21 protein-coding genes are annotated in these 19442 nt (G+C 65.9%); 18 read left to right on the top strand and 3 right to left on the bottom strand.

What is annotated here, in order from left to right; all coding sequences use genetic code 11:
- Positions 1 to 76 precede the first annotated feature (76 nt).
- The 11 genes from F8S13_07950 to F8S13_07900 all read left to right on the top strand — a co-directional run bounded on the left by F8S13_07950 (position 77) and on the right by F8S13_07900 (position 10009).
- Entirely contained in the window at positions 77 to 1126 is a 1050-nt protein-coding gene (locus F8S13_07950) for a F0F1 ATP synthase subunit A (protein ID KAB8143830.1), read from the top strand.
- 78 nt (positions 1127 to 1204) lie between these two features.
- The gene (gene atpE, locus F8S13_07945; GenBank protein ID KAB8143829.1) at positions 1205 to 1438 is read left to right on the top strand and encodes an ATP synthase F0 subunit C; all 234 of its coding nucleotides are present in this window, start codon (positions 1205 to 1207) and stop codon (positions 1436 to 1438) included.
- A 45-nt stretch (positions 1439 to 1483) separates the two neighbouring features.
- Entirely contained in the window at positions 1484 to 1975 is a 492-nt protein-coding gene (locus F8S13_07940; GenBank protein KAB8143828.1) for a F0F1 ATP synthase subunit B, read from the top strand.
- Positions 1976 to 2041: 66 nt separating this feature from the next.
- On the top strand, positions 2042 to 2554 hold the full coding sequence (gene atpH / locus F8S13_07935) for an ATP synthase F1 subunit delta (GenBank protein KAB8143827.1): 513 nt from the start codon (positions 2042 to 2044) through the stop codon (positions 2552 to 2554).
- A 134-nt stretch (positions 2555 to 2688) separates the two neighbouring features.
- A complete protein-coding gene (locus tag F8S13_07930) occupies positions 2689 to 4263 on the top strand; it encodes a F0F1 ATP synthase subunit alpha (GenBank protein KAB8143826.1) in 1575 nt (524 codons plus the stop codon).
- Between the two features lie 69 nt (positions 4264 to 4332).
- Positions 4333 to 5199, top strand: a complete 867-nt coding sequence (locus F8S13_07925) for a F0F1 ATP synthase subunit gamma (protein KAB8143825.1) — start codon at positions 4333 to 4335, stop codon at positions 5197 to 5199.
- Between the two features lie 61 nt (positions 5200 to 5260).
- Entirely contained in the window at positions 5261 to 6676 is a 1416-nt protein-coding gene (locus tag F8S13_07920) for a F0F1 ATP synthase subunit beta (protein KAB8143824.1), read from the top strand.
- 169 nt (positions 6677 to 6845) lie between these two features.
- Entirely contained in the window at positions 6846 to 7262 is a 417-nt protein-coding gene (locus F8S13_07915; protein KAB8143823.1) for a F0F1 ATP synthase subunit epsilon, read from the top strand.
- A 130-nt stretch (positions 7263 to 7392) separates the two neighbouring features.
- Complete coding sequence (locus F8S13_07910; protein KAB8143822.1) at positions 7393 to 8403, top strand: rod shape-determining protein; 1011 nt, start codon at positions 7393 to 7395, stop codon at positions 8401 to 8403.
- Between the two features lie 9 nt (positions 8404 to 8412).
- Entirely contained in the window at positions 8413 to 8898 is a 486-nt protein-coding gene (locus F8S13_07905; protein KAB8143821.1) for a DUF402 domain-containing protein, read from the top strand.
- Positions 8891 to 10009, top strand: coding sequence for a Gfo/Idh/MocA family oxidoreductase (locus F8S13_07900; GenBank protein KAB8143820.1), 1119 nt, complete (start codon positions 8891 to 8893; stop codon positions 10007 to 10009). The genes F8S13_07905 and F8S13_07900 overlap by 8 nt, the downstream gene beginning before the upstream one ends.
- A gap of 92 nt (positions 10010 to 10101) precedes the next feature.
- Here F8S13_07900 and F8S13_07895 read toward each other — a convergent pair whose 3' ends face one another.
- Positions 10102 to 11058: a D-2-hydroxyacid dehydrogenase gene (locus F8S13_07895; GenBank protein KAB8143819.1), complete on the bottom strand. Its 957-nt coding sequence runs from the start codon at positions 11056 to 11058 to the stop codon at positions 10102 to 10104.
- A gap of 23 nt (positions 11059 to 11081) precedes the next feature.
- The gene (locus F8S13_07890) at positions 11082 to 11816 is read right to left on the bottom strand and encodes a metal-dependent hydrolase (GenBank protein KAB8143818.1); all 735 of its coding nucleotides are present in this window, start codon (positions 11814 to 11816) and stop codon (positions 11082 to 11084) included.
- A gap of 177 nt (positions 11817 to 11993) precedes the next feature.
- On the opposite strand from F8S13_07890, the gene trxA reads away from it, so the two are divergent.
- From trxA to F8S13_07875, 3 genes are all read left to right on the top strand, one after another.
- Positions 11994 to 12323: a thioredoxin gene (gene trxA, locus F8S13_07885; GenBank protein KAB8143817.1), complete on the top strand. Its 330-nt coding sequence runs from the start codon at positions 11994 to 11996 to the stop codon at positions 12321 to 12323.
- A 117-nt stretch (positions 12324 to 12440) separates the two neighbouring features.
- Positions 12441 to 12725, top strand: a complete 285-nt coding sequence (locus F8S13_07880; GenBank protein ID KAB8143816.1) for a metal-sensitive transcriptional regulator — start codon at positions 12441 to 12443, stop codon at positions 12723 to 12725.
- A gap of 59 nt (positions 12726 to 12784) precedes the next feature.
- Positions 12785 to 13414: an aminoacyl-tRNA hydrolase gene (locus F8S13_07875; protein KAB8143815.1), complete on the top strand. Its 630-nt coding sequence runs from the start codon at positions 12785 to 12787 to the stop codon at positions 13412 to 13414.
- Positions 13415 to 13483: 69 nt separating this feature from the next.
- On the opposite strand, the gene F8S13_07870 is transcribed toward F8S13_07875, so the two are convergent.
- Positions 13484 to 13891 (bottom strand): hypothetical protein, encoded by a 408-nt coding sequence (locus tag F8S13_07870; protein ID KAB8143814.1) that lies wholly within the window; start codon positions 13889 to 13891, stop codon positions 13484 to 13486.
- A gap of 295 nt (positions 13892 to 14186) precedes the next feature.
- Here F8S13_07870 and F8S13_07865 point away from each other — a divergent pair, with 295 nt between their 5' ends.
- The 4 genes from F8S13_07865 (at position 14187) to F8S13_07850 (ending at position 19432) form a co-directional block, all read left to right on the top strand.
- Positions 14187 to 15008, top strand: a complete 822-nt coding sequence (locus F8S13_07865; protein KAB8143813.1) for a PHP domain-containing protein — start codon at positions 14187 to 14189, stop codon at positions 15006 to 15008.
- A 95-nt stretch (positions 15009 to 15103) separates the two neighbouring features.
- Entirely contained in the window at positions 15104 to 17749 is a 2646-nt protein-coding gene (locus F8S13_07860; GenBank protein KAB8143812.1) for a PAS domain S-box protein, read from the top strand.
- Positions 17746 to 18828 carry a class I SAM-dependent methyltransferase gene (locus F8S13_07855; GenBank protein ID KAB8143811.1) on the top strand — a complete coding sequence of 361 codons (1083 nt, stop codon included), beginning with the start codon at positions 17746 to 17748 and terminating at the stop codon, positions 18826 to 18828. Before F8S13_07860 ends, F8S13_07855 begins: the two co-directional genes overlap by 4 nt.
- 7 nt (positions 18829 to 18835) lie before the next feature.
- Entirely contained in the window at positions 18836 to 19432 is a 597-nt protein-coding gene (locus tag F8S13_07850; GenBank protein KAB8143810.1) for an NUDIX hydrolase, read from the top strand.
- The last annotated feature ends 10 nt before the right edge of the window (positions 19433 to 19442 follow it).

The raw sequence follows: 19442 nt of genomic DNA, 5'->3' as shown, positions 1-19442 counted from the left end.
ATTTTTATGCCCTCTATGTTATATTGATTGTGAAAGAGTTCCCAAAGTCGCTGAAAGTTAAGGAGGGAGCTGGCGCATGTTGAATGGCCTACTGCGCAACCGCGTCCTGATGGTGCTGCTTGCGGTTCTGGTTATTGGTGGTGTGCTCTTCGCGCTCAATGTTCGCATGGCTAAGAGCGATCTGCATGTGTCCGCTGCCGCAGAGGCGCTGACATGTCTGGGCGGCGGCGAGCCAGAGCACGGCCTGTGCGCCACCGGCATCCCCTTCACCAACGCGGTGCTGATGACCCTGCTGGTGGATGTGGCCCTGATCCTGACGATGCTGAGCGTGCGCAGCATGCAGCTGGTGCCGCGCGGTTTCCAGAATGTGATTGAAGCCACCGTCGAGGCGCTCTACAACTTCGCGGTCGGCATCGACCGTAAGAATGTCGCGAAGTTCTTCGCCCTGCCGGCGACGATCTTTATGTTCTTCCTCTACGCAAACTTCTTCGCGCTGGTGCCGGGCGTCGGCTCGATCGGCCTGTGCGAGGTGGAGAAGCCCGCCGCTGCTGCCGAGGGGCACGCCGCCGAGGGCGCTGCGCCCGCCGCCGAAGGGCACGCTGGAGAGGCTCAGGCCAACAATACGGTGTTCGTCAGCTGGCCGCTGCACTGCGGTGGCACGGTGGTGCCGTTCTTCCGCGCCCCCGCAGCCGACCTGAACGTGACCTTCGCCTTCGCGCTGGTGGCCATGTTTATGGTGGAGTTCTTCGGCTTCCAGGCCCTTGGCTTCTCGTATCTCACCAAGTTCTTCAACTTCCGCGAGGGCTTCCTGGGCTTCTTCGTGGGCATAATCGAGATCATCTCGGAGTTCAGCCGTATTATCTCGTTCGCCTTCCGAATTTTTGGCAACATCTTCGGCGGAGAGGTCATCCTCCTGGTGATGTCCTACCTCTTCCCGTACCTGTTGCCGCTTCCATTCTATGGCTTCGAGGTGTTTGTCGCCTTCATGCAGGCGATCATCTTCGCCATCCTCACCCTGATCTTCTTCTCGACCGCGGTGATCGGCCACGCGTCGCACGATGAGGAAGGGCACGATGTCGGCACGGTGCAGGTGGAGTCGGATGTCGCTCCGCACGCCGCGCACTAGATCACCATTATACGCAGAGCATTTTGTTTCACCTTTTGACAGACGCATTGGACCCTTTCTTCTAAGGAGGCATCATCAATGACTGAGCAGACTGTGCGGCTTCTTGCGATGGCGCTGGCTATCGGCCTTGGCGCTATCGGACCTGGCGCTGGTATCGGCATCATTTTCAGCGGTGCGCTCCAGGCTATGGGCCGCAATCCAGAGGCAGAGGGCCTGGTTCGAACGTACATGTTCCTGGGCTTCGCGCTTGCTGAGTCGCTGTTCATCTTTGCTCTGGTCTTTGGTATTCTGATTGGCTTCAGCATTATCTAGTCGCCGTCGTACGAACCAAACACCTACGAGTAAGGAGAGCGTCGAGTGGAAAAACTTGGTATTAATTGGGCGCTCCTGTTCGCGCAGATTGTGAACGTGGGCTTGCTGGTGTGGCTGCTGTCGCGCTACCTCTACCAGCCGGTGCTCAACATGCTGAACGAGCGCACCAACCGCATCCAGACGAGCCTGCAGGAGGCCGAGCAGGTGAAGGCGCAGCTGGCCCGCGCCCAGAAGGACTACGAGGCCGAGGTCGCCCGGGGCCGCCAGGAGGCCGCGAGCATCGTGGCCCAGGCCCAGGAGCGCGCCAAGACCCAGGAGGTCGAGATCGTGGCCCAGGCCCGCGCCGAGGCGGATCGCATCCGCGCCGAGGCGCGCACCCAGTCGCTTCAGGAGCGCGATCAGCTGCTGCGCGACCTGAAGGGCCAGATGGCCGCCCTGGTGACGGCGACGGCGGAGAAGGTGATCGGCGCGGAGCTTTCGACCAACCACGATAAGCTGATCGAGGAGTCGCTGGCTCAGCTTGGACGACAGAACTAGGTGGGGCGCGCGGCGTGTGGGCGTCAGCTCATTCGTTGGGTCTGACACGCCCGCACGCCAAGCACTCTGCTTTCCATCTTGGAGGACACTGTGAGTACGTCCGAAGCTCAAGTCCTGGCCCGCGCCCTCTACGACTCGCTGATCAGCGCGACTCTTGGCTCGCTTCGCACCGCTGCCAACCGGCTGGCGGTGGGAAATGGCGAGGTCTCTGCGGCGCAGGTCGATGAGGCGCTGCCGCCGGACACCCCGCTTCAGGTGCGCAACGCCATCCTGCTGCTGACCCAGCAGGGCAAGCTTGGCGATCTCGACACGGTGGCGCGCAGCTTCGAGCTGCTGGCCGCCGCCAAGGCCGAGAAGGCCCTGAGCGCCGAGGTGATCAGCGCGGGTGCCCTTGACACGGCCCAGCAGGCAAATGTTCAGCAGCAACTGCGCCAGGCATATGGCGAACGGCTGGATCTGCGATTCAGTGTAGACCCGTCAATTCTCGGCGGCCTGATCATCCGCGTGGGCGATCAGGTGTTCGACAACAGCGCCCGCACCAGGCTGAACGCCGTGCAGCGCAGCATGATGTCGAGCTAAATGGCCGTTGTTGCTGCAATTGGCGGGCGGGCACCTATGCGTCGCGTGGGTTACCTGGCCCGCCCCTTTTGTTTCCACGCCGCCAGCACGTTGGCTGGCGGGCAGAGATCAGAACGCTGCTAAAGGAGCCAACGATGAGCGTTGCGACTCAGGAACTATATGACCGCCTTCTGAAAAGCATCCAGCAGGGCGTGGATGTGAAGCCCCGCGTGGTGACGGTGGGAACCGTGACCGCCGTGGGCGATGGCGTGGTGAAGATTGATGGCCTAGATAACGCCATGGCCTCCGAGCTGCTCGAGTTTCCGGCCAAGCCGGGCCGCGCCGAGCCGATCTACGGTATGGCGCTGAACCTTGAGCGCTCGGGCGTGAGCGCGATCGTGCTTGGACCCTACGAGAGCATCGAGGAAGGCGACCAGGTCAACTCGACCGGGCGCGTGATCTCGGTCAAGGTTGGCCAGGCTCTGGTGGGCCGCGTGATCGACGCGCTGGCCAGCCCGATCGACGGCAAGGGCGCGATCGAGAGCAGCAGCTACCGCGTGGTGGAGCGCGTGGCCCCCGGCGTGATGCTGCGCAAGTCGGTCGATACCCCGCTGCAGACCGGTGTGATCGCGATCGACTCGATGATCCCGATCGGCCGTGGCCAGCGCGAGCTGATCATCGGCGACCGCCAGACCGGCAAGACCGCCGTGGTGGTGGACACGATCATCAACCAGAAGGGCAAGGGCATCGTCTGCATTTACGTGGCGATCGGCCAGCGCCGCGCCCAGGTTGCCCAGATCGTGGGCACGCTGGAGAAGCACGGCGCGATGGACTACACCATCGTGGTGGCCGCCACCGCCTCCGACTCGGCGGCGCTGCAGTACATCGCCCCCTACGCCGGCTGCGCGATCGGCGAGGAGATCATGGAGAACGGCGTGACGATCAACGGCGAGCTGGTCAAAGACGCCCTGATCATCTACGACGACCTCTCGAAGCACGCCACGGCCTACCGCCAGGTGTCGCTGCTGCTGCGCCGCCCGCCGGGCCGCGAGGCCTACCCCGGCGACGTGTTCTACCTGCACTCGCGCCTGCTTGAGCGCGCCGCGCGCCTGAACGAGGAGCACGGCGGCGGCTCGCTGACCGCGCTGCCGATCATCGAGACCCAGGCCAACGACGTGTCGGCCTACATCCCAACCAACGTGATCTCGATCACCGACGGCCAGATCTACCTTGAGTCCGACCTGTTCAACGCGGGCCAGCGCCCAGCGCTGAACGTGGGCCTCTCGGTCTCGCGCGTGGGCGGCGCGGCGCAGACGCGGGCCATGCGCTCGGTGGCGGGCAAGCTCCGCATCGACCTGGCGCAGTTCCGCGAGCTTGCGGCTTTCGCCCAGTTCGCATCCGATCTGGACGCCACCACCAAGGCCCAGATCGACCGTGGTATGCGCCTGCAGGAGGCGCTCAAGCAGCCGCAGTACCAGCCGATGCCGCTGGAGGAGCAGGTGTCGCTGCTCTACGCCGCCACCAACGGTTTCCTGGATGCGGTGCCGGTGAGCAAGGTCGGCCAGTGGAAGGCCGACTTCTTCCAGTTTATGCGCACGGCCCACCCCGATATCAACCGCGAGCTGGATGCGACCAAGACCGCCAAGAACTTCCCCGCCCCCGAGCTGAAGGCCTCGCTGGAGTCGGCGATCAAGGAGTTCAACCAGACGAACGTCTACACGGAAGACTAAGCAGGAGCAGCGCGGGGCGGGCCGATACCGCCTTCCCCGCGCCGCTCTCCACGTATATCTGGAGATACCGTGCCAAGTACACGAGAAATTCGACGCCGCATTCGGTCGGTGAAGAATCTGGCGCAGATCACGCGAGCGATGGAGATGGTCTCTTCATCGCGTCTGCGGCGGGCGCAGCGCAATGTGCTGGCGACGCGGCCCTATGCCGACCGTATCCTGGAGCTGATGGGCAACCTGATGTCGCGCTCGCGCGGCTCGCGCGTGGGTACGCTGCTTGAGGTGCGCCCAAACGTCCGCTCGGTCGCGCTGATCGTGGTGACGCCTGACCGTGGTATGGCGGGGAGCCTGGTGAGCAACCTGCTGCGCCGCATGTCGCAGTTCTACCTGGATGAGACCAAGAAGGGCCGCTCGGTCGACCTGATCGCGATCGGCAAGAAGGGCCGCGACTTCCTGGCGCGCAACAAGATGCCGATGGTGGCCGAGCTGACCAAGCTGGGCGACTTCCCCACCCTTGAGCAGGTGCTGGGCGCGGCGACGGTGGGCATCGGCGGCTTCCGCGAGGGCAAGTACGACGAGGTGTATGTGATGTACGCCGAGTTTGTCAACACCCTGGTGCAGCGCCCGCGCCTGAAGCGGCTGGTGCCCGTCGAGCTGCCATCCGATGTCGAGACCACAGGGTCGGACTACACCTACGAGCCGGACCAGGACGAGGTGCTGCGCAGCCTGCTGCCGCGCTTTGTCGAGGTGACGCTCTACCAGGCCATCCTTGAGGCGGTGGCCAGCGAGCACTCGGCGCGCATGGTGGCGATGCGAAATGCCACCGACAACGCCAAGGAGCTGCGCCGCGACTACACGCTCTCGCTCAACAAGACGCGCCAGGCCAATATCACCAAGGAAGTATCGGAGATTGCGGCAGGTACCGCAGCGCTGTCGTAATTGCTGATCGCGTCGGCGTACGCCGCTGCGGCCAACAATCGACACCTCAGGAGAGAACTATATGGCAGGGGGAATCGGAACCGTTACCGATATTATCGGCGTTGTGCTCCAGGCCCAGTTCCCGCAGGGGCAGGAGCCGGAGATCTACAACGCGCTTGAGATTCCGCTCGATGACGGCACGCGCCTGGTGGCCGAGGTGCAGCAGCAGCTCGGCGGCGGCGTGGTGAAGGCGGTGGCTATGTCCACCACCGACGGCCTGCGCCGTGGCGTGCAGGCCGTGGACACAGGCCGCCCGATCTCGGTGCCGGTTGGCCCTGTGACGCTGGGTCGCGTGTTCAACGTGCTGGGCGACCCGATCGACGGTGGCGCGCCGATCAGCGATGTCGAGCTGCGCGCCATCCACCAGCCCGCGCCCTCGTTCGAGGAGCAGTCGACCCAGGCCCAGATCTTTGAGACCGGCCTGAAGGTGGTGGACCTGATCGCGCCGTTCACACGCGGCGGCAAGACCGCCATCTTCGGCGGCGCGGGCACGGGCAAGACCGTGACCATCCAGGAGCTGATCGCCAACATCGCCCGCGAGCAGTCGGGCTACTCGGCGTTCGCTGGTGTGGGCGAGCGCTCGCGCGAGGGCAACGACCTCATCCACGAGATGAAGGACGCCCGCATCGACGAGAATACTAGCGTGTTCGACAAGACCGTGATGGTGTTCGGCCAGATGAACGAGCCGCCCGGCGCGCGCCTGCGCGTGGCGCTGACCGCGCTGACCATGGCCGAGTACTTCCGCGATGAGGGCCGCGACATGCTGCTGTTCATCGACAACATCTTCCGCTTTGTGCAGGCCGGCTCCGAGGTCTCCGCGCTGCTGGGCCGCCTGCCCTCGCAGGTGGGCTACCAGCCGACGCTGGGCACCGAGATGGGCGAGCTGCAGGAGCGCATCACATCGACCAAGAAGGGCTCGATCACCTCGATGCAGGCGGTGTATGTGCCCGCCGACGACTACACCGACCCGGCCCCGGCCACGACCTTCGCCCACCTGGATGCGACGATCACGCTCGACCGCTCGATCGTGGAGAAGGGTATCTTCCCCGCCGTCGACCCGCTGACATCGAGCAGCCGCATCCTCGACCCGAACGTGGTGGGCGATGACCACTACCGCGTGGCGCAGGATGTGAAGCGCATCCTCCAGCGCTACAAGGATCTGCAGGACATCATCGCCATCCTCGGCGTCGAGGAGCTGTCCGACGAGGACAAGCTGACGGTGGCGCGCGCCCGCAAGGTCGAGCGTTTCCTCTCGCAGCCGATGCACGTGGCCGAGCAGTTCACGGGCCGCCCCGGCAAATATGTGCCGGTGGCCGACACCGTGAAGAGCTTCGACCGCCTGCTGCAGGGCGAGGTCGACCACATCCCCGAGCAGTACTTCCTGCTGCAGGGCACGCTGGATGACGTGATCGCCTCGTTTGAGGCCTCGCGCAAGTAGGTGACACGCTGCCTTCTGTGAAAAGTGGCAGGGCGCTGCCCTGCCGCTTTTCGCCAAAGGTGGGAGCAGAGCGGCGAGAAGAGAAGAAAACGACGACCTATCGTATTTTTGCCAGTTGCTGTTTTTTCTGACCCCCGTGATCTGAACAAGCGAAGTGGGAGCGTAGCCCATGCCCATGCATCTTGAGATAGTGACGCCCGAGCGCCTGGTGCTTTCGGATGAGGTGGACCAGATCAACGCGCCGACCAAGGATGGCCGCGTCGGCATCCTGCCCCGGCACGAGGCGCTGCTGACGATTCTGGATGTCGGCGAGCTCGACATTATCAAGAACGGCGAGAGCACGCCCTACGCCATCTCGGGCGGCTTTATGGAGGTCGCCTCCAGCCGGGTGACGATTCTGGCCGACACGGTGGAGCGCGCCGACGAGATCGACGAGGCCCGCGCCGCCGCCGCCCGCCAGCGCGCCGAGACCAGCCTGGCCAACCGCCAGAGCGATCGCCAGACCGCCGCCGCCGAGGCCTCGCTCAAAAAGGCGCTCATCCGCCTGCGTGTCTCGCAGCTGCGCGGGCGCGTTCGCGGCAGTTAGATCCCTACGGCGAGCCGATGCCACCAGGCCCCAGCCACGCGATTTTGTGAGTTGGGTGCTTGGTGGTATTATTTATGGCGCGTTTCACGATCCATCGGTACGCCGTGAAACTGCTGCTGAATGAGGTTTTATGGCGCGGAAAATTGGTATCGACCTAGGCACTGCGAATGTGCTGGTGTATGTCAAAGGCCGGGGTATCGTTCTCTCCGAGCCTTCGGTCGTGGCCCTCTCAACCAAGACAAATCGCGTTCGCGCGGTGGGCGCGGATGCACTGGCGATGGTCGGGCGCGAGCCCGAGAGCATCGAGGTGGTGCGTCCGATGCGCAACGGTGTGATCGCCGACTACGATATTACTGAGGCGATGCTGAAGCACTTTATCGGCAAGGCCAGCGGGCCGCTGCGCTTCAGCAAGCCCGAGGTGATGATCTGCATCCCGGCGGGCGTCACCACGGTGGAGATGCGGGCCGTGCGCACCGCCGCCGAGTCGGCTGGCGCTGGGCGGGCCTACCTCATCCGCGAGCCGCTGGCTGCGGCTATCGGCGCGAACATCCCGATCGCGCAGCCCTCGGGCAACCTGATCATCGACATTGGCGGCGGCACCACCGAGGTGGCCGTGATCTCGCTGAACGATATTGTGGTCAGCACCTCGGTGCGCGTGGGCGGCAACAAGTTCGACGAGGCGATCGCGGCCTATATCAAGCGCAAGTACAACGTGCTGATCGGCGAGCGCACCGCCGAGAGCATCAAGATCGAGATCGGATCGGCCCTGCCGCTCAGCCGCCCGCTCTCCATGCAGGTGCGCGGTCGCGACCAGGTGGCCGGGCTGCCCCGCACCATCGAGGTGAACTCGAACGAGATCACCGAGGCCCTGCAGGAGCCGCTGGAGGCTGTGGTGAACGCGGTGCGCGCGGTGCTGGCCGAGACCCCGCCCGAGCTTTCATCGGACATCATCGACAAGGGCATGGTGATGACGGGCGGCGGCTCGATGCTGCGCCGGATCAACGAGCTGCTCACCGAGGTGACGGGCGTGCCCTGCTATGTGGCCGACCAGCCCGCTAACTGTGTGGCGATCGGTACGGGCCTGGCGCTGGAGTACCTGGAGATCCTACGCGACAGCATCTCGGGCGATGACATGAACTAGGCGGTGCCTATGGTCGAGGTTCGGCTGCTCAAGCCTGGGAAGGCGACGACGATAGCGTTCGAGGCCGATCTGCTGCGGCAGGATGGCCCTGAGATCGTGGTGCGGGCCTTCTGGCGGCGCGGGCGGCTCGACCTGGGCTATGTGGTGTTCGAGGATGGCGACCGCTTCCTTGAGCACTACTACACCGACCGCTGGTACAACATCTACGCCATCTACAGTGCGGCGGGCGCGTTCAAAGGCTGGTACTGCAATGTCACCAAGCCCGCCAGCTACGATGGCCAGATCATCACATCCGAAGATCTGGAGATCGACCTCTTCGTCTCCCCCGACCGATCCACGATCCTGCCCCTCGATATGGATGAGTTTGCGGCGCGCGGCTTCGACCAGAGCGAGCCTGCGACGCATCGGCACGCGCTGGAGGCGCTGACCGAGCTAGAGCGGCTGGCGCTGGCTGGCGCTGGCCCATTTTCGCAAGAGGAGCGCGCAGATGGCTGAGATAGGTGTTGGCCTGATCGGCTACGGCGGCATCGGGCGCGTGCACGCGCTGTGCTACCGTATGATCCCGCTGTGCTACCCCGCGCTGGCCCTGCAGCCGCGCATCGCCGCCGTGCAGGTGGCCACGCCCGGCTCGGCCGAGCGGGTGGGCCGCGAGCTGCCCGAAGTCCGCGCCACCACCAGCCTGGCCGATCTGCTGGCCGACCCGCAGGTGTCCCTGATCGACTGCTGCGCGCCCACCGCCGACCACGCGGCGATCGTGCGGGCGGCGCTGGATGCGGGCAAGCCGGTGTTCTGCGAGAAGCCGCTGGCGGTGGAGCCGCGCGAGGCTGCGGCGCTGGCCGCGCTGGCCGTCGAGCGCGGCCTGGTGTGTGGCGTCAACTACCACTTCCGCAACATCCCCGCGCTGCAGCATGCCCGCCGCTGGATCGAGCAGGGCAGCCTGGGCGATCCGGTCGGCTTTCACCTGCGCTACTACCGCGCCAGCAACCTCAAGCGCGACCGCGCGGTGACGTGGCGCTTCCAGGGCGCGGGCAGCGGCGTGCTGCTCGACCTTGGCTCGCATCTGGTCGATCTGATCACCTTTTTGTTGGGGCCTGCCCACACCGTCTCGGCGCAGACCCGCACCCTGATCGGCCAGCGCCCCACGGCGGGTGGCGGCACCGCCCAGATCACCAGCGACGATGCGGCCTGGCTGAGCCTGGAGCTGACCAACGGCGCGATCGGCACGGCCCACGCATCCAAGGTGGCGGCTGGCACCGCCGACGACCTGCGGGTGGAGGCCTACGGCACCAGGGGCACGCTGATCTTCGACGCCGCACACCCCAACGAGCTGCAGATCGCCGACGACCAGGGCCGCCGCATCATCTCCACGCTCAGCGCCAGCGCGCCCACGCCCACCTACCCCACCGCCGAGGTGCCTACCGCCACGCTGCTCTGGCACCTCTCCACTGTGGCGGGCTACCTGCAGTCGCTGGGCGGCCAGCCCGGGCCACTGGCCAGCTTTGGCCAGGCCGCCTATGTGGATGCTGTGCTGGAAGCGGCGCAGCGCTCGGCGGCCAGCGGGGTGGCGCACGCCATCCCGGCGGATGTGCGCGAGCTTCTGGTGTGATGGATTGTTTGTGGACATAACATGCCACTGTGTGTATGCGCACAAAGGCCTGGATCATGCGATCCAGGCCTTTGTGCTGAGCAGCTCGGCAGCTAGTAGCCCTGCTGGATATCCACCACGTTGATCAGATCTTCGCCCGCCACAAAGCGCCGCAGGTTCTCGTAGAAGTAGCTGAGCGAGCGCTCTTGGGTGCGGGGCGACATCCACGAGATGTGGGGCGTGATCCAGATATTGGGCGCGCTCCACAGCGGGTGGTCGGCTGGCAGCGGCTCTACTGGCAGGGTGTCGAGCGACGCGCCGGAGAGCCTGCGGGTGCGCAGCGCATCGATCAGGGCGTCGCTGTCCACGATCTGCCCACGCGCGATGTTGATCAGGTACGCGCCTGGCTTCATGCGCCCGAAGGCGTCGGCATCCACCATGCCCCGCGTTGCGGCGGTGAGCGGCGTGGCCACCACCACAAAGTCGGCCTGGGGCAGCAGGTCGCGCCACTGGTGATCGCCCACCACTACGTCTATGTTCGGCATGGGCACGGGGCGGCGGCGGCTGCCGATCACCCGCATGCCAAAGGCGTGGGCGCGCTTGGCGATCTCGCGCCCGATGCTGCCCAGCCCCAGGATAAGCACCGTCTGCCCGTACAGCTCGCCCATATCGAGCGAGCGCCTGCGCTGCCAGGCGTCGCCGGGGGTGAAGCTGGCCAGCTCGCGCAGGCGCTTGACCCTGCCGAGCATGGTGGAAAGCACAAATTCGCTGATGGCGATGGCGTGTGCCCCCGCCGAGTTGGTGAGCGTTATCTTGCGCCGCGCCAGATCGCCCAGGCGGAATCCATCGACGCCTGCGCTCATGGTGTGCACCCAGCGCAGGCGTGGCGCTTGGTCGATCGTGGTGTCGAGCACCTTGCTCATCATCCAGCGTAAGATGGCATCGGCATCAGCTATGTCGCCATCGGCGCTTCCATCTTCGGCGATATGGACGATACTGAGATCGGGCGCTATCGTGCGTATGGTTGGCTCAATGTCGGCGACAGCAGTTTGTGGAACAATCAGCTTCATCGTGCTGCCTTTTCACTTCCAGGCTAGGAAACAGGCTCGCCCGGCTTGGGTGCGAGCACATCGCATTGTACTGCGAATTCGGCCAGGTGCTGCCGCAATTGATCGGGCGTGCCGCGCAGCAGCGGGAAGGTGCCGTAGTGGCTGGGCAGGGCGTAGCGCGAGCCGATCAGCTTGAGCGCGTAGGCGGCCTGGCGCGGCCCCATGGTAAAGTGGTCGCCAATTGGCAAGATGGTGAGCTCGGGCTGGTAGAGCGCGCCGATGATCTGCATGTCGGCGTGCACGGCGGTGTCGCCGGTGTGGTAGATGGTGAAGCCGTTCTCCATGCGCAGCACATAGCCCGCCTCGGTGCCCATAGGGATGATCTGGCCCTGGTGGTGCACCGTGCTGGAGTGGGTGGCGTTGGTCATAGTGGCCTGCACGCCGCCTAGGTCGACCGCGCCGCCCTTGTTGAAGCCGATAATCCGCTCCTCGGGTACGCCGTTGGCCACCAGCCAGGGCACGATGTCGAACTGGCACACCAGGGTGGCCTTGGTCTGCTCGGCGATGCCCAGCAGGTCGCCGATGTGGTCCATATGGCCATGGGTGATCAGGATGTAGTCCACGCCCTCATCGTGCAGCCTGGCCGCCCAGCTGGCCGGGAAGGTCGGGCTGGAGCCAAGCCAGGCGTCGATCAGCAGGCGCTTGCCGCCTGGCGAGAGGATGTGCCAGGTGGCGTGGCCGAGCCATGTGAGGGTGGTGTCACGTCCGATAGCGCTCATGGGTCGCTCCTTCTTTTTCAGTAGCTTGGTGCGTCGCTCATTGTAGCGCCCCACCCCAGAAGCGCAAGTGCTGGAACGATCCTTGCCTATCTTGACTTTCCACGGGGACGTGCTATACTATACCCAGTACCCCCAGGGGGTATATACCCGCCCTCTGGAACATAAAGGAGCACTACCATGGCCAAGCCAATTGTTATTACCGATGCCACCTTCGAGCAGCAGGCGATCAACGCCGACACCCCGGTTGTGGTCGATTTCTGGGCACCCTGGTGCCCGCCGTGCCGCGCTATTGCGCCCGTGCTCGAAGAGCTTGCGGGCGAGTACGAGGGCCGCGTAACCGTGGCCAAGGTCAACATCGACGAAGACCAGCGCTGGGCCGGCCAGCTGGGCGTGATGGCCATCCCCACCATGATCTTCTTCAAGGATGGCAAAGAGGTCAACCGCATCCAGGGCGCGCTCCCCAAGAGCAAGCTGCAAGAGGCCTTTGAGACGACCATCAGCAAGTAGATCTGGCCCCGTGTCGCGCAGGCCCGAGCGCCAGCCCAGGGTTCCCCTGGCGCTGGCACTCGGGCTTTGTGTGTGGGGGATCGAGCGCCCTCTGCGGCGGCATAAGGAGTAGCGCCTATGGAAACCCCTTCCGCGAGCGATACGATCAACCCGCAGGTGAAGGCCGAGGTTCAGCGGCGGCTCCGCCTGATCGAGGGGCAGATACGCGGCGTGCAGACCATGGTCGAGAACGACCGCCACTGCCGCGATGTGGTCATCCAGCTGTCGGCGATCAAGGCCTCGGTGGCCAGCCTGAACACGCTGGTGGCCGAGACCTACGCGCGCCAGTGCCTGTGCGGCAGCGAGCCGACCGATACCAACGAGGTCACACGCCTGCTCGACATTCTCAAGGCGGCGCGCTAGGCCGGAAGAGCATAAGCTGGCGGCGCGCGCCTAGGCGCGGCTGCCCCATGGGGGATGGTGTGTGGCTGATTGTGGGCCTGGGCAACCCAGGCGAAGAGTACGTTAAGACCCGACATAACATCGGCTTTCGCGCGGTGGATGCGCTGGCCGACCGCTATCGCCTGAGCTTTTCGGAGAAGCGCTCGAAGGCCCGCGTGGCCGAGGGCGTGATCGCCGGGCAGCGGGTGGCGCTGGCCAAGCCGTTCACGTTTATGAACCTGAGCGGGCAGGCCGTCACCGGGCTGCGCCAGTGGTACAAGGTCGACCCAGCCAGCGAGCTGCTGATCGTCTACGACGACCTTGATCTGCCGTTTGGGGCCATGCGCCTGCGCGCCAACGGCAGCTCGGGCACGCACAACGGCATGCGCTCGATCGTGTCGCTGCTGGGCAGCCAGCAGTTCCCAAGGCTGCGCCTGGGCATCGACCGCACGCCCCAGGGCTGGGATACGGCTAACTATGTGCTCAGCCGCTTCACCCGCGAGCAGGAGGAGCAGCTGCCCGGCATCCTGGGCGCGGCTGCCGATGCGATGGAGCTGATCGTGCGCGAGGGCATGGGGGTGGCGATGAACCGCTACAACGGGCAGGAGAAGAAGCCCGAGCGGGGCAAGCCCGCGCCGCCCAAGCCCCAGGGGCCAGCGGGCGACGCCTAGCGCTGGCCGTGCTCATAGAAAAAGCCCCGCGATACCACTGGCTGGTATCGCGGGGCTTTTGTGTGCTGGCTACGATTGGCCTTCTTGGAGCTGGGCCAGGCAGTGCTGCGCGCGCAGCACATTGCGGCGGAACAGATCTTCGTCGCCAAGCGAGGTGGGCGGCAGGTGCCCGCTAACAACCATATCGGCGACGAGAACGACGACCGTGAGGCTCTGCGAAAGCTCGGTGGCAGGTGTGTTATTTGAAAGGTTGAGTTCGCGCAGAACCCGCATTGCCTCCCCAGCACGGCGGGCGTTAAAATCTATTCGCTCGAAAAGCAGCGGAATAGCCTGCCGTGGTACGGCTGCCGCCACAACCTGATCGGCGACGCTCACGAGCGCGGTGATAGCTCGCTCGATCTGGAGCAGCACATCATCCAAAGCTGATTGATCGTCCGATGCTGACTCGTTGGGGGATGGTAAAGGGAATTCGTGCATCGTGATGGACTTTCTGACCCCATGTGACCAAGTAGCGACCTAGCCGGGGCCTTGCCTGGTTAGGCGCGAACCCTTCTTTTTTGAGCGAGATCACGAGAAGAATACGACACGATTATAGTGGCCATTGTTCTTAGTTGCAACCTCTCCATGGTCCTCTTTTGTTCTAGTACTATAGTATGGTACACTCATGCAGCACCGCCGCCGCGATCGAGCAGATTTGGCCTTGATGTGCGGTATGGCGAGTTTTTATCGTCAGGATTCGTTAGGTGAAATTTAGCAAGAGGCAAGCATAGCCATGTTCGACCTACACATCCACACCAACGCCACCCCCCACCACTCCACATGGCAGCCCGCCGCGCTGGTGGCTGCCGCGCAGGCCGCCGGCCTCACCACTATCGCCGCCGCCGACCACAATACCGTGGCCAGCGTGCGCGCCCTGCTGGATGCGGGCGCGGCCCAGGGGCTGCGGGTGATCGCGGGCGTGGAGATCGACAGCGGCTTCGGCGGCAAGCTGTGGCACACGCTGGTGTACGGGGTGGCCCCCGAGGCTCCCGAGCTGCTGGCGCTCTGCGATGCGGTGTTCTCCCGCAACCACGCCGACGCCCTGGCCCTGCGCGCGCATCTGGATGCCCACGGCTTCCGGCTGGGCGGCCTGGATGCGATCGACCGCCCGATCAATGTGGCCGATGTGGGCACCGCGCTGGCCCGCGAGAACGCCCTGCCAGGCCGCGATGCCGCCGAGAGCGACGAGGCCGCCGGCATGCGCTACATCCTCACCGAGCTGGCGGGGGCCTACCGCCCGCTGGGCGTGGATGAGATCATCGCGGTGGCCCACCCGCTGGGCGGCACGGTGGTGCTGGCCCACCCTGGCCGATCCAAGGGCATCTACGCCATCCCAGCTACCGAGCACGACATCGCGGCCATGGCCGACGCGGGCCTGGATGGAATAGAGGTATACTACCCCACACACACGCCTACGCAGCAGCAGATCTACGGGCAGCTGGCCCAGCGCTACGGTCTGCTCGTCACCGGCGGCTCCGACTCGCACGGGCCGCACGACCCGCTCGCCCGCTGGGATGATCAGCTCGGCGCGGCGTTCCTGCGGCGGCTGGCGTAGTATCCCTGCCCTGCACCTTATCCGAGGTCGCCAACCTTCCTAGCGCGCTCGCCAGAATGCGCTCTGGGGGAAACCCATGCTCGTGAGGCCCGCCTATGCGCTTTCTTCGTAGACGTAGCCTAGTAGCTGTCTGCATCACTACGCTGGTGCTGATGATCAATGCTGGGATCGCATCCTATAGCCTGTTCCGCATCGATCAGGCGCAGAATCAGATCCAGGCCGCCTATGCTTTTGATCTCGATGTGGCGCAGCTTTTCTCGCTGCTGCAGGATGCCGAGACCGGGCAGCGGGGCTTTTTGCTCTCCCGCAGCGAGGCCTACTTGGCGCCCTATAGCCACGCGGTGCAGTCCATCCAGCAGGAAGTTGGGCTGCTGGATGCGGCGGGCCGCGCGCCCTCGCTATCGCCCGGCCACATCGCTACCTTGCAAGCCCTGATCGATCAGAAGCTCGATGAGCTGGCCCAGACCATCGCGCTCAGCCACCAGGGCGACCATGAGGGGGCGATCGCCATGGTGCAGTCGGGCAGGGGCAAGCAGCTGATGGATGCGATCCGTGAGGAGATCGCATCCATCCAGCAGGAGCAGGCCACCTACCTGCAGGTTGAAGTGGCGGCGATCCACCAGCGCTCGCTGCTTGCCCAGGTCAGCCTGCTGGTGGCCCTGGCCCTGTCGATTGTGCTGCTGGGCAGCCTGGCGGTGCTGATGGAGCGCTCTATGCGCGAGCGCCTGCAGGCGGCTGCCCAGCTAGCCCACGAGCGCAGCGTGCTGCACGCCACCATCTCCAGCATCGGCGATGGCCTGATCGCCACGGATATACAGGGCCAGGTCACCTTCATGAACGCGGTGGCCGAGCATCTGACCGGCTGGCTGCAGGCTGAGGCCCATGGCCAGGCGCTGGAGAAGGTGTTCACGATCATCAGCGAGAGCACGCGCCAGCCCACCGAGAGCCCGGTGTCCAAGGTGCTGCGCAGCGGCATGGTGGCCGGCCTAGCCAACCACACCCTGCTGATCGCCAAGGATGGCACCGAGCGGCCAATCGACGATAGCGGCGCGCCCATCCACGATGCGCAGCGTCAGCTGCTGGGTGTGGTGCTGGTGTTCCGTGACATCACCGAGCGCTACGCCGCCGAGGCGGCGCTGCGGCAGTCCGAGGCGCGCTACCGCGCCCTGGCCGACACGATCGCGTCGCTGGTCTTCTCGATGGATGCCGACGGCGAGATCTTCTACTTCAACCAGCCCTTCTACGACTATACCGGCCTGCAGGGACAGGCGCCATCGAGGGCGCTCTGGCTGCGGCTCATCCACCCCGCCGACCGCCCCGGCCTGCTTCAGGCCTGGGAGCAGGCCCGCCGCAGCGGCGAGGCGCTGGTGGCCGAGCACCGGCTGCGGCGGGCCGATGGCGTCTACCGCTGGTTCCTAAGCCGGATCATCCCTACGCCCCACGCGGATGTCGGCGCGGCGGGTTGGTTTGGCTCGTGCACCGATATCGACGACCAGCGCGTGGCCGCCGACCACGAGCATTTTCTGGCCGAGGCCAGCTATACCCTGGCGCGCACCACCAACTACGAGTTGGCGCTCGATACCGTAGCGCGGCTGGCGGTGCCCAGCGTGGCCGATATGTGCGTCATCCAGCTGCTGGATGATCAGGGCGTACCGGCGCAGACGATCGTCGCCCATAGCGACCCCGACAAGGCCGCGCTCATCCAGCCGCTGCAGCTGATGCGCCTGATGCCGCTAGGCCAGGGCGAGCCGCTGTGGCGGGCGCAGCTTGTGCCCTATGTCACCGACATGGTGACCGAGCACTCGGAGCTCAGCCCCTTCATCCGCGAGCTGTCGCAGCAGATCGAGCCGCGATCGCTGATCTTCACGCCGATGCATATCCGCCACCAGCCCCTGGGCGGTGTGCTGCTGGCCATCGACACCACCGAGCGCAGCTATGGCCCCAGCGACCTGCATATGGCCGAGGAGCTGGCGCGGCGGCTCAGCCTGGGCATCGACAATGCCCGGCTGTTCCGCGAGGCCCAGACGGCGATTACGGTGCGCGACGAGTTTCTGTCGATCGCCTCGCACGAGCTGCGCACGCCGCTCACCGCGCTGCTCGGCTACGCCGAGATGCTCCAGCGCCGCGTCGAGGAGAACCCGGCCTTCCAAGAGCGCGACCGCTACGCCGTGCGCGTGATGCTGATGCGGATCGAGCATCTGTACAAGATGGTCTCATCCATGCTCGATCTCTCACGGCTGCAGAGCCAGCAGCTGATGATCGAATACTCGGTGGTGCGGATCTGCAAGCTGGTCGATCGCGTGATCCACGAGGCGCAGGTGCTGCCGGGGCGCAGCCGCATCGCGTTCGCTGGCTGCGATCAGGATATGCTGATCGAGGGCGATGAAGTGCGGCTTGAGCAGGTGTTTCAGAACTTGCTTGAGAATGCGCTAAAATACAGCAGCGACCCGGACCCGGTCACGATCACGGTTGAGGACCACGGCAGCCATGTGCTAGTCTCGGTCGCGGATCAGGGTATCGGCATACCCAAGGAAGATCTGCCCCAGCTGTTCCAGCGCTTCTACCGCGCCAGCAATATCGATGGTCGGCGGGTGAGCGGCATGGGCCTGGGGCTGTATGTGGTGAAAGAGATAGTGAGCCTACATCACGGAACCATCACGGTGACGAGCGAGGAGGGCAAGGGCAGCACCTTTGTGGTGCGCCTGCCCAAGGCGGCCCCCGCCCAGGAGCGCCTGGCATGAGCGATCGCGACCCGACCCCCGAGCTGCTGCTAGAGGCGCTGGGCGCGCCGCCGGGCCAGCGCGCCCTGGTCTACGGCGGCGGCCTGGCGCTGGCTGGCGGGCTGGCCGCCCGCTGGCCCGGCCAGCTGCTGCTGGCCGACACCAGCAGCGCGCGCCTGGCCCAGGCGCTGGCCGCCGCTGGCCCCCGCGCCGCCGCTGCTGGCGTGGCGCTGCCGCCCGAATCCTACGGCCAGTTCGACTTGGCCGTGCTGGCCGCGCCGCAGAGCCGCGCCCTGGCCCGCCGCTGGCTGGTCGAGGCGCTGGCGGCGCTGCGCGTGGGCGGCGCGCTCTACCTGGGCGGCCCCAACGACCTGGGCATCCGATCGCAGATCGATGACGCGGCGGCCCTATTCGGCGGGGCCGCGCCGCTGCTGGCCCGGCGCCGCGCGCGGGTGGCCCGCGCCGTGCGCCCCGCCACCCCGCCCGCGCCGCCGGGCTGGGCCGCCGAGCCGGGCGTGGCCCTGGCCAGCTGGGCCAGCTTTCCGGCTGCGCTGCCCGCCATGGGCGGCGCGGTGGCCCTGGCCAGCCTGCCGGGCGTGTTCTCCTACGATCACGCCGACCCGGCCACCCAGCTGCTGCTGGCCCACGTGGGCGATCCGCGCGGCCTGCGCGCGCTCGACCTGGGCTGCGGCTGCGGGATCATCGGGGTGGCGCTGGGGCTGGGCGGCGCGGCCCAGGTGGACATGCTGGATGAGAGCCTGTACGCCGTGGCCGCCGCCCAGCGCAACGCGGCGGCGCTGGGGCTGGCCCAGGCCCGCGCGCAGGCCGCCGATGTGCGCGCCCCCACGCTGCGCGGCCCCTACGACCTGATCGCCACCAACCCGCCCTTCCACCAGGGCAAGGATGTGCGCTACGATGTGGCCCACGGCTTTATCGCCTATGCCAGCGAGCTGCTGGCCCCCGGCGGGCGCTTCCTGCTGGTGGCCAACAGCTTTCTTCGCTACGAATCCGTTCTTCGCGCCCAGTTCGCCCAGGTCGAGAAGCTGGCCGCCACGCCCAGCTTCACGCTCTGGCAGGCCCAGGGCGCACTAGCAAAGTGAGGCCGCCGTGCTCCCCGCTCATGTCGAGACCGAGATCGCCGCGCTCGCCAGCCAGTATGGCGAGCCTGCCCGCTTCTACATCCAGCTGGCCCCCGCCACCTTCTCGCCGATCTGCGACGACGACCGCACCAGCGAAGTGTGCATGATCGTGCAGCGCACCGATGGCCGCCTGCTCACCTCGATCAAGGACTACTACCCCGAGGGCGCGTTCCGCCTGCTCACCGGCGGGGTGCGCCACGGCGAGCCGATCGAGCAGGCTCTGGAGCGTGAGATTTGGGAGGAGACCGGGCTGGAGACCGAGGTGGCACGCTTCTTGGCCGTGCTGGAGTACTACCTGGGCGATGTGCGCCCCGATGAGATGCCCGATTTTGCCACCTATGCCTTTCTGGTCACCGAGCTGGGCGGCACGTTTACCAACAACGACCCCGACGAGCGGGTGGCGGCCTACCGCGAGATTGCGATCGATGAGCTTCCCGCCATGGCCGCCCACCTGCGTGCCACGCCCGATCAGTACAGCGACGATGTCAAGGGCAGCTGGCGCGACTGGGGCGCGTTTCGCGCCGCCGTACACGAGCTGTCCTACGAGCTGCTGCGGCAGCCCTAGGCCAGCCGAG

Source organism: Chloroflexia bacterium SDU3-3 (assembly GCA_009268125.1).
GTDB lineage: Bacteria > Chloroflexota > Chloroflexia > Chloroflexales > Roseiflexaceae > SDU3-3.
Note: the sequence above shows the minus strand (reverse complement) of the source record. Positions and strands in the feature narration are given on the sequence as shown.

Coding starts and splice junctions, on each gene's coding strand:
- F8S13_07895 (KAB8143819.1), bottom strand. CDS start 11,058: ATGAAGCTGATTGTTCCACAAACTGCTGTCGCCGACATTGAGCCAACC.
- trxA (KAB8143817.1), top strand. CDS start 11,994: ATGGCCAAGCCAATTGTTATTACCGATGCCACCTTCGAGCAGCAGGCG.
- F8S13_07915 (KAB8143823.1), top strand. CDS start 6,846: ATGCCCATGCATCTTGAGATAGTGACGCCCGAGCGCCTGGTGCTTTCG.
- F8S13_07870 (KAB8143814.1), bottom strand. CDS start 13,891: ATGCACGAATTCCCTTTACCATCCCCCAACGAGTCAGCATCGGACGAT.
- F8S13_07930 (KAB8143826.1), top strand. CDS start 2,689: ATGAGCGTTGCGACTCAGGAACTATATGACCGCCTTCTGAAAAGCATC.
- F8S13_07900 (KAB8143820.1), top strand. CDS start 8,891: ATGGCTGAGATAGGTGTTGGCCTGATCGGCTACGGCGGCATCGGGCGC.
- F8S13_07890 (KAB8143818.1), bottom strand. CDS start 11,816: ATGAGCGCTATCGGACGTGACACCACCCTCACATGGCTCGGCCACGCC.
- F8S13_07905 (KAB8143821.1), top strand. CDS start 8,413: ATGGTCGAGGTTCGGCTGCTCAAGCCTGGGAAGGCGACGACGATAGCG.
- F8S13_07880 (KAB8143816.1), top strand. CDS start 12,441: ATGGAAACCCCTTCCGCGAGCGATACGATCAACCCGCAGGTGAAGGCC.
- F8S13_07950 (KAB8143830.1), top strand. CDS start 77: ATGTTGAATGGCCTACTGCGCAACCGCGTCCTGATGGTGCTGCTTGCG.
- F8S13_07920 (KAB8143824.1), top strand. CDS start 5,261: ATGGCAGGGGGAATCGGAACCGTTACCGATATTATCGGCGTTGTGCTC.
- F8S13_07855 (KAB8143811.1), top strand. CDS start 17,746: ATGAGCGATCGCGACCCGACCCCCGAGCTGCTGCTAGAGGCGCTGGGC.
- F8S13_07865 (KAB8143813.1), top strand. CDS start 14,187: ATGTTCGACCTACACATCCACACCAACGCCACCCCCCACCACTCCACA.
- atpE (KAB8143829.1), top strand. CDS start 1,205: ATGACTGAGCAGACTGTGCGGCTTCTTGCGATGGCGCTGGCTATCGGC.
- F8S13_07910 (KAB8143822.1), top strand. CDS start 7,393: ATGGCGCGGAAAATTGGTATCGACCTAGGCACTGCGAATGTGCTGGTG.
- F8S13_07860 (KAB8143812.1), top strand. CDS start 15,104: ATGCGCTTTCTTCGTAGACGTAGCCTAGTAGCTGTCTGCATCACTACG.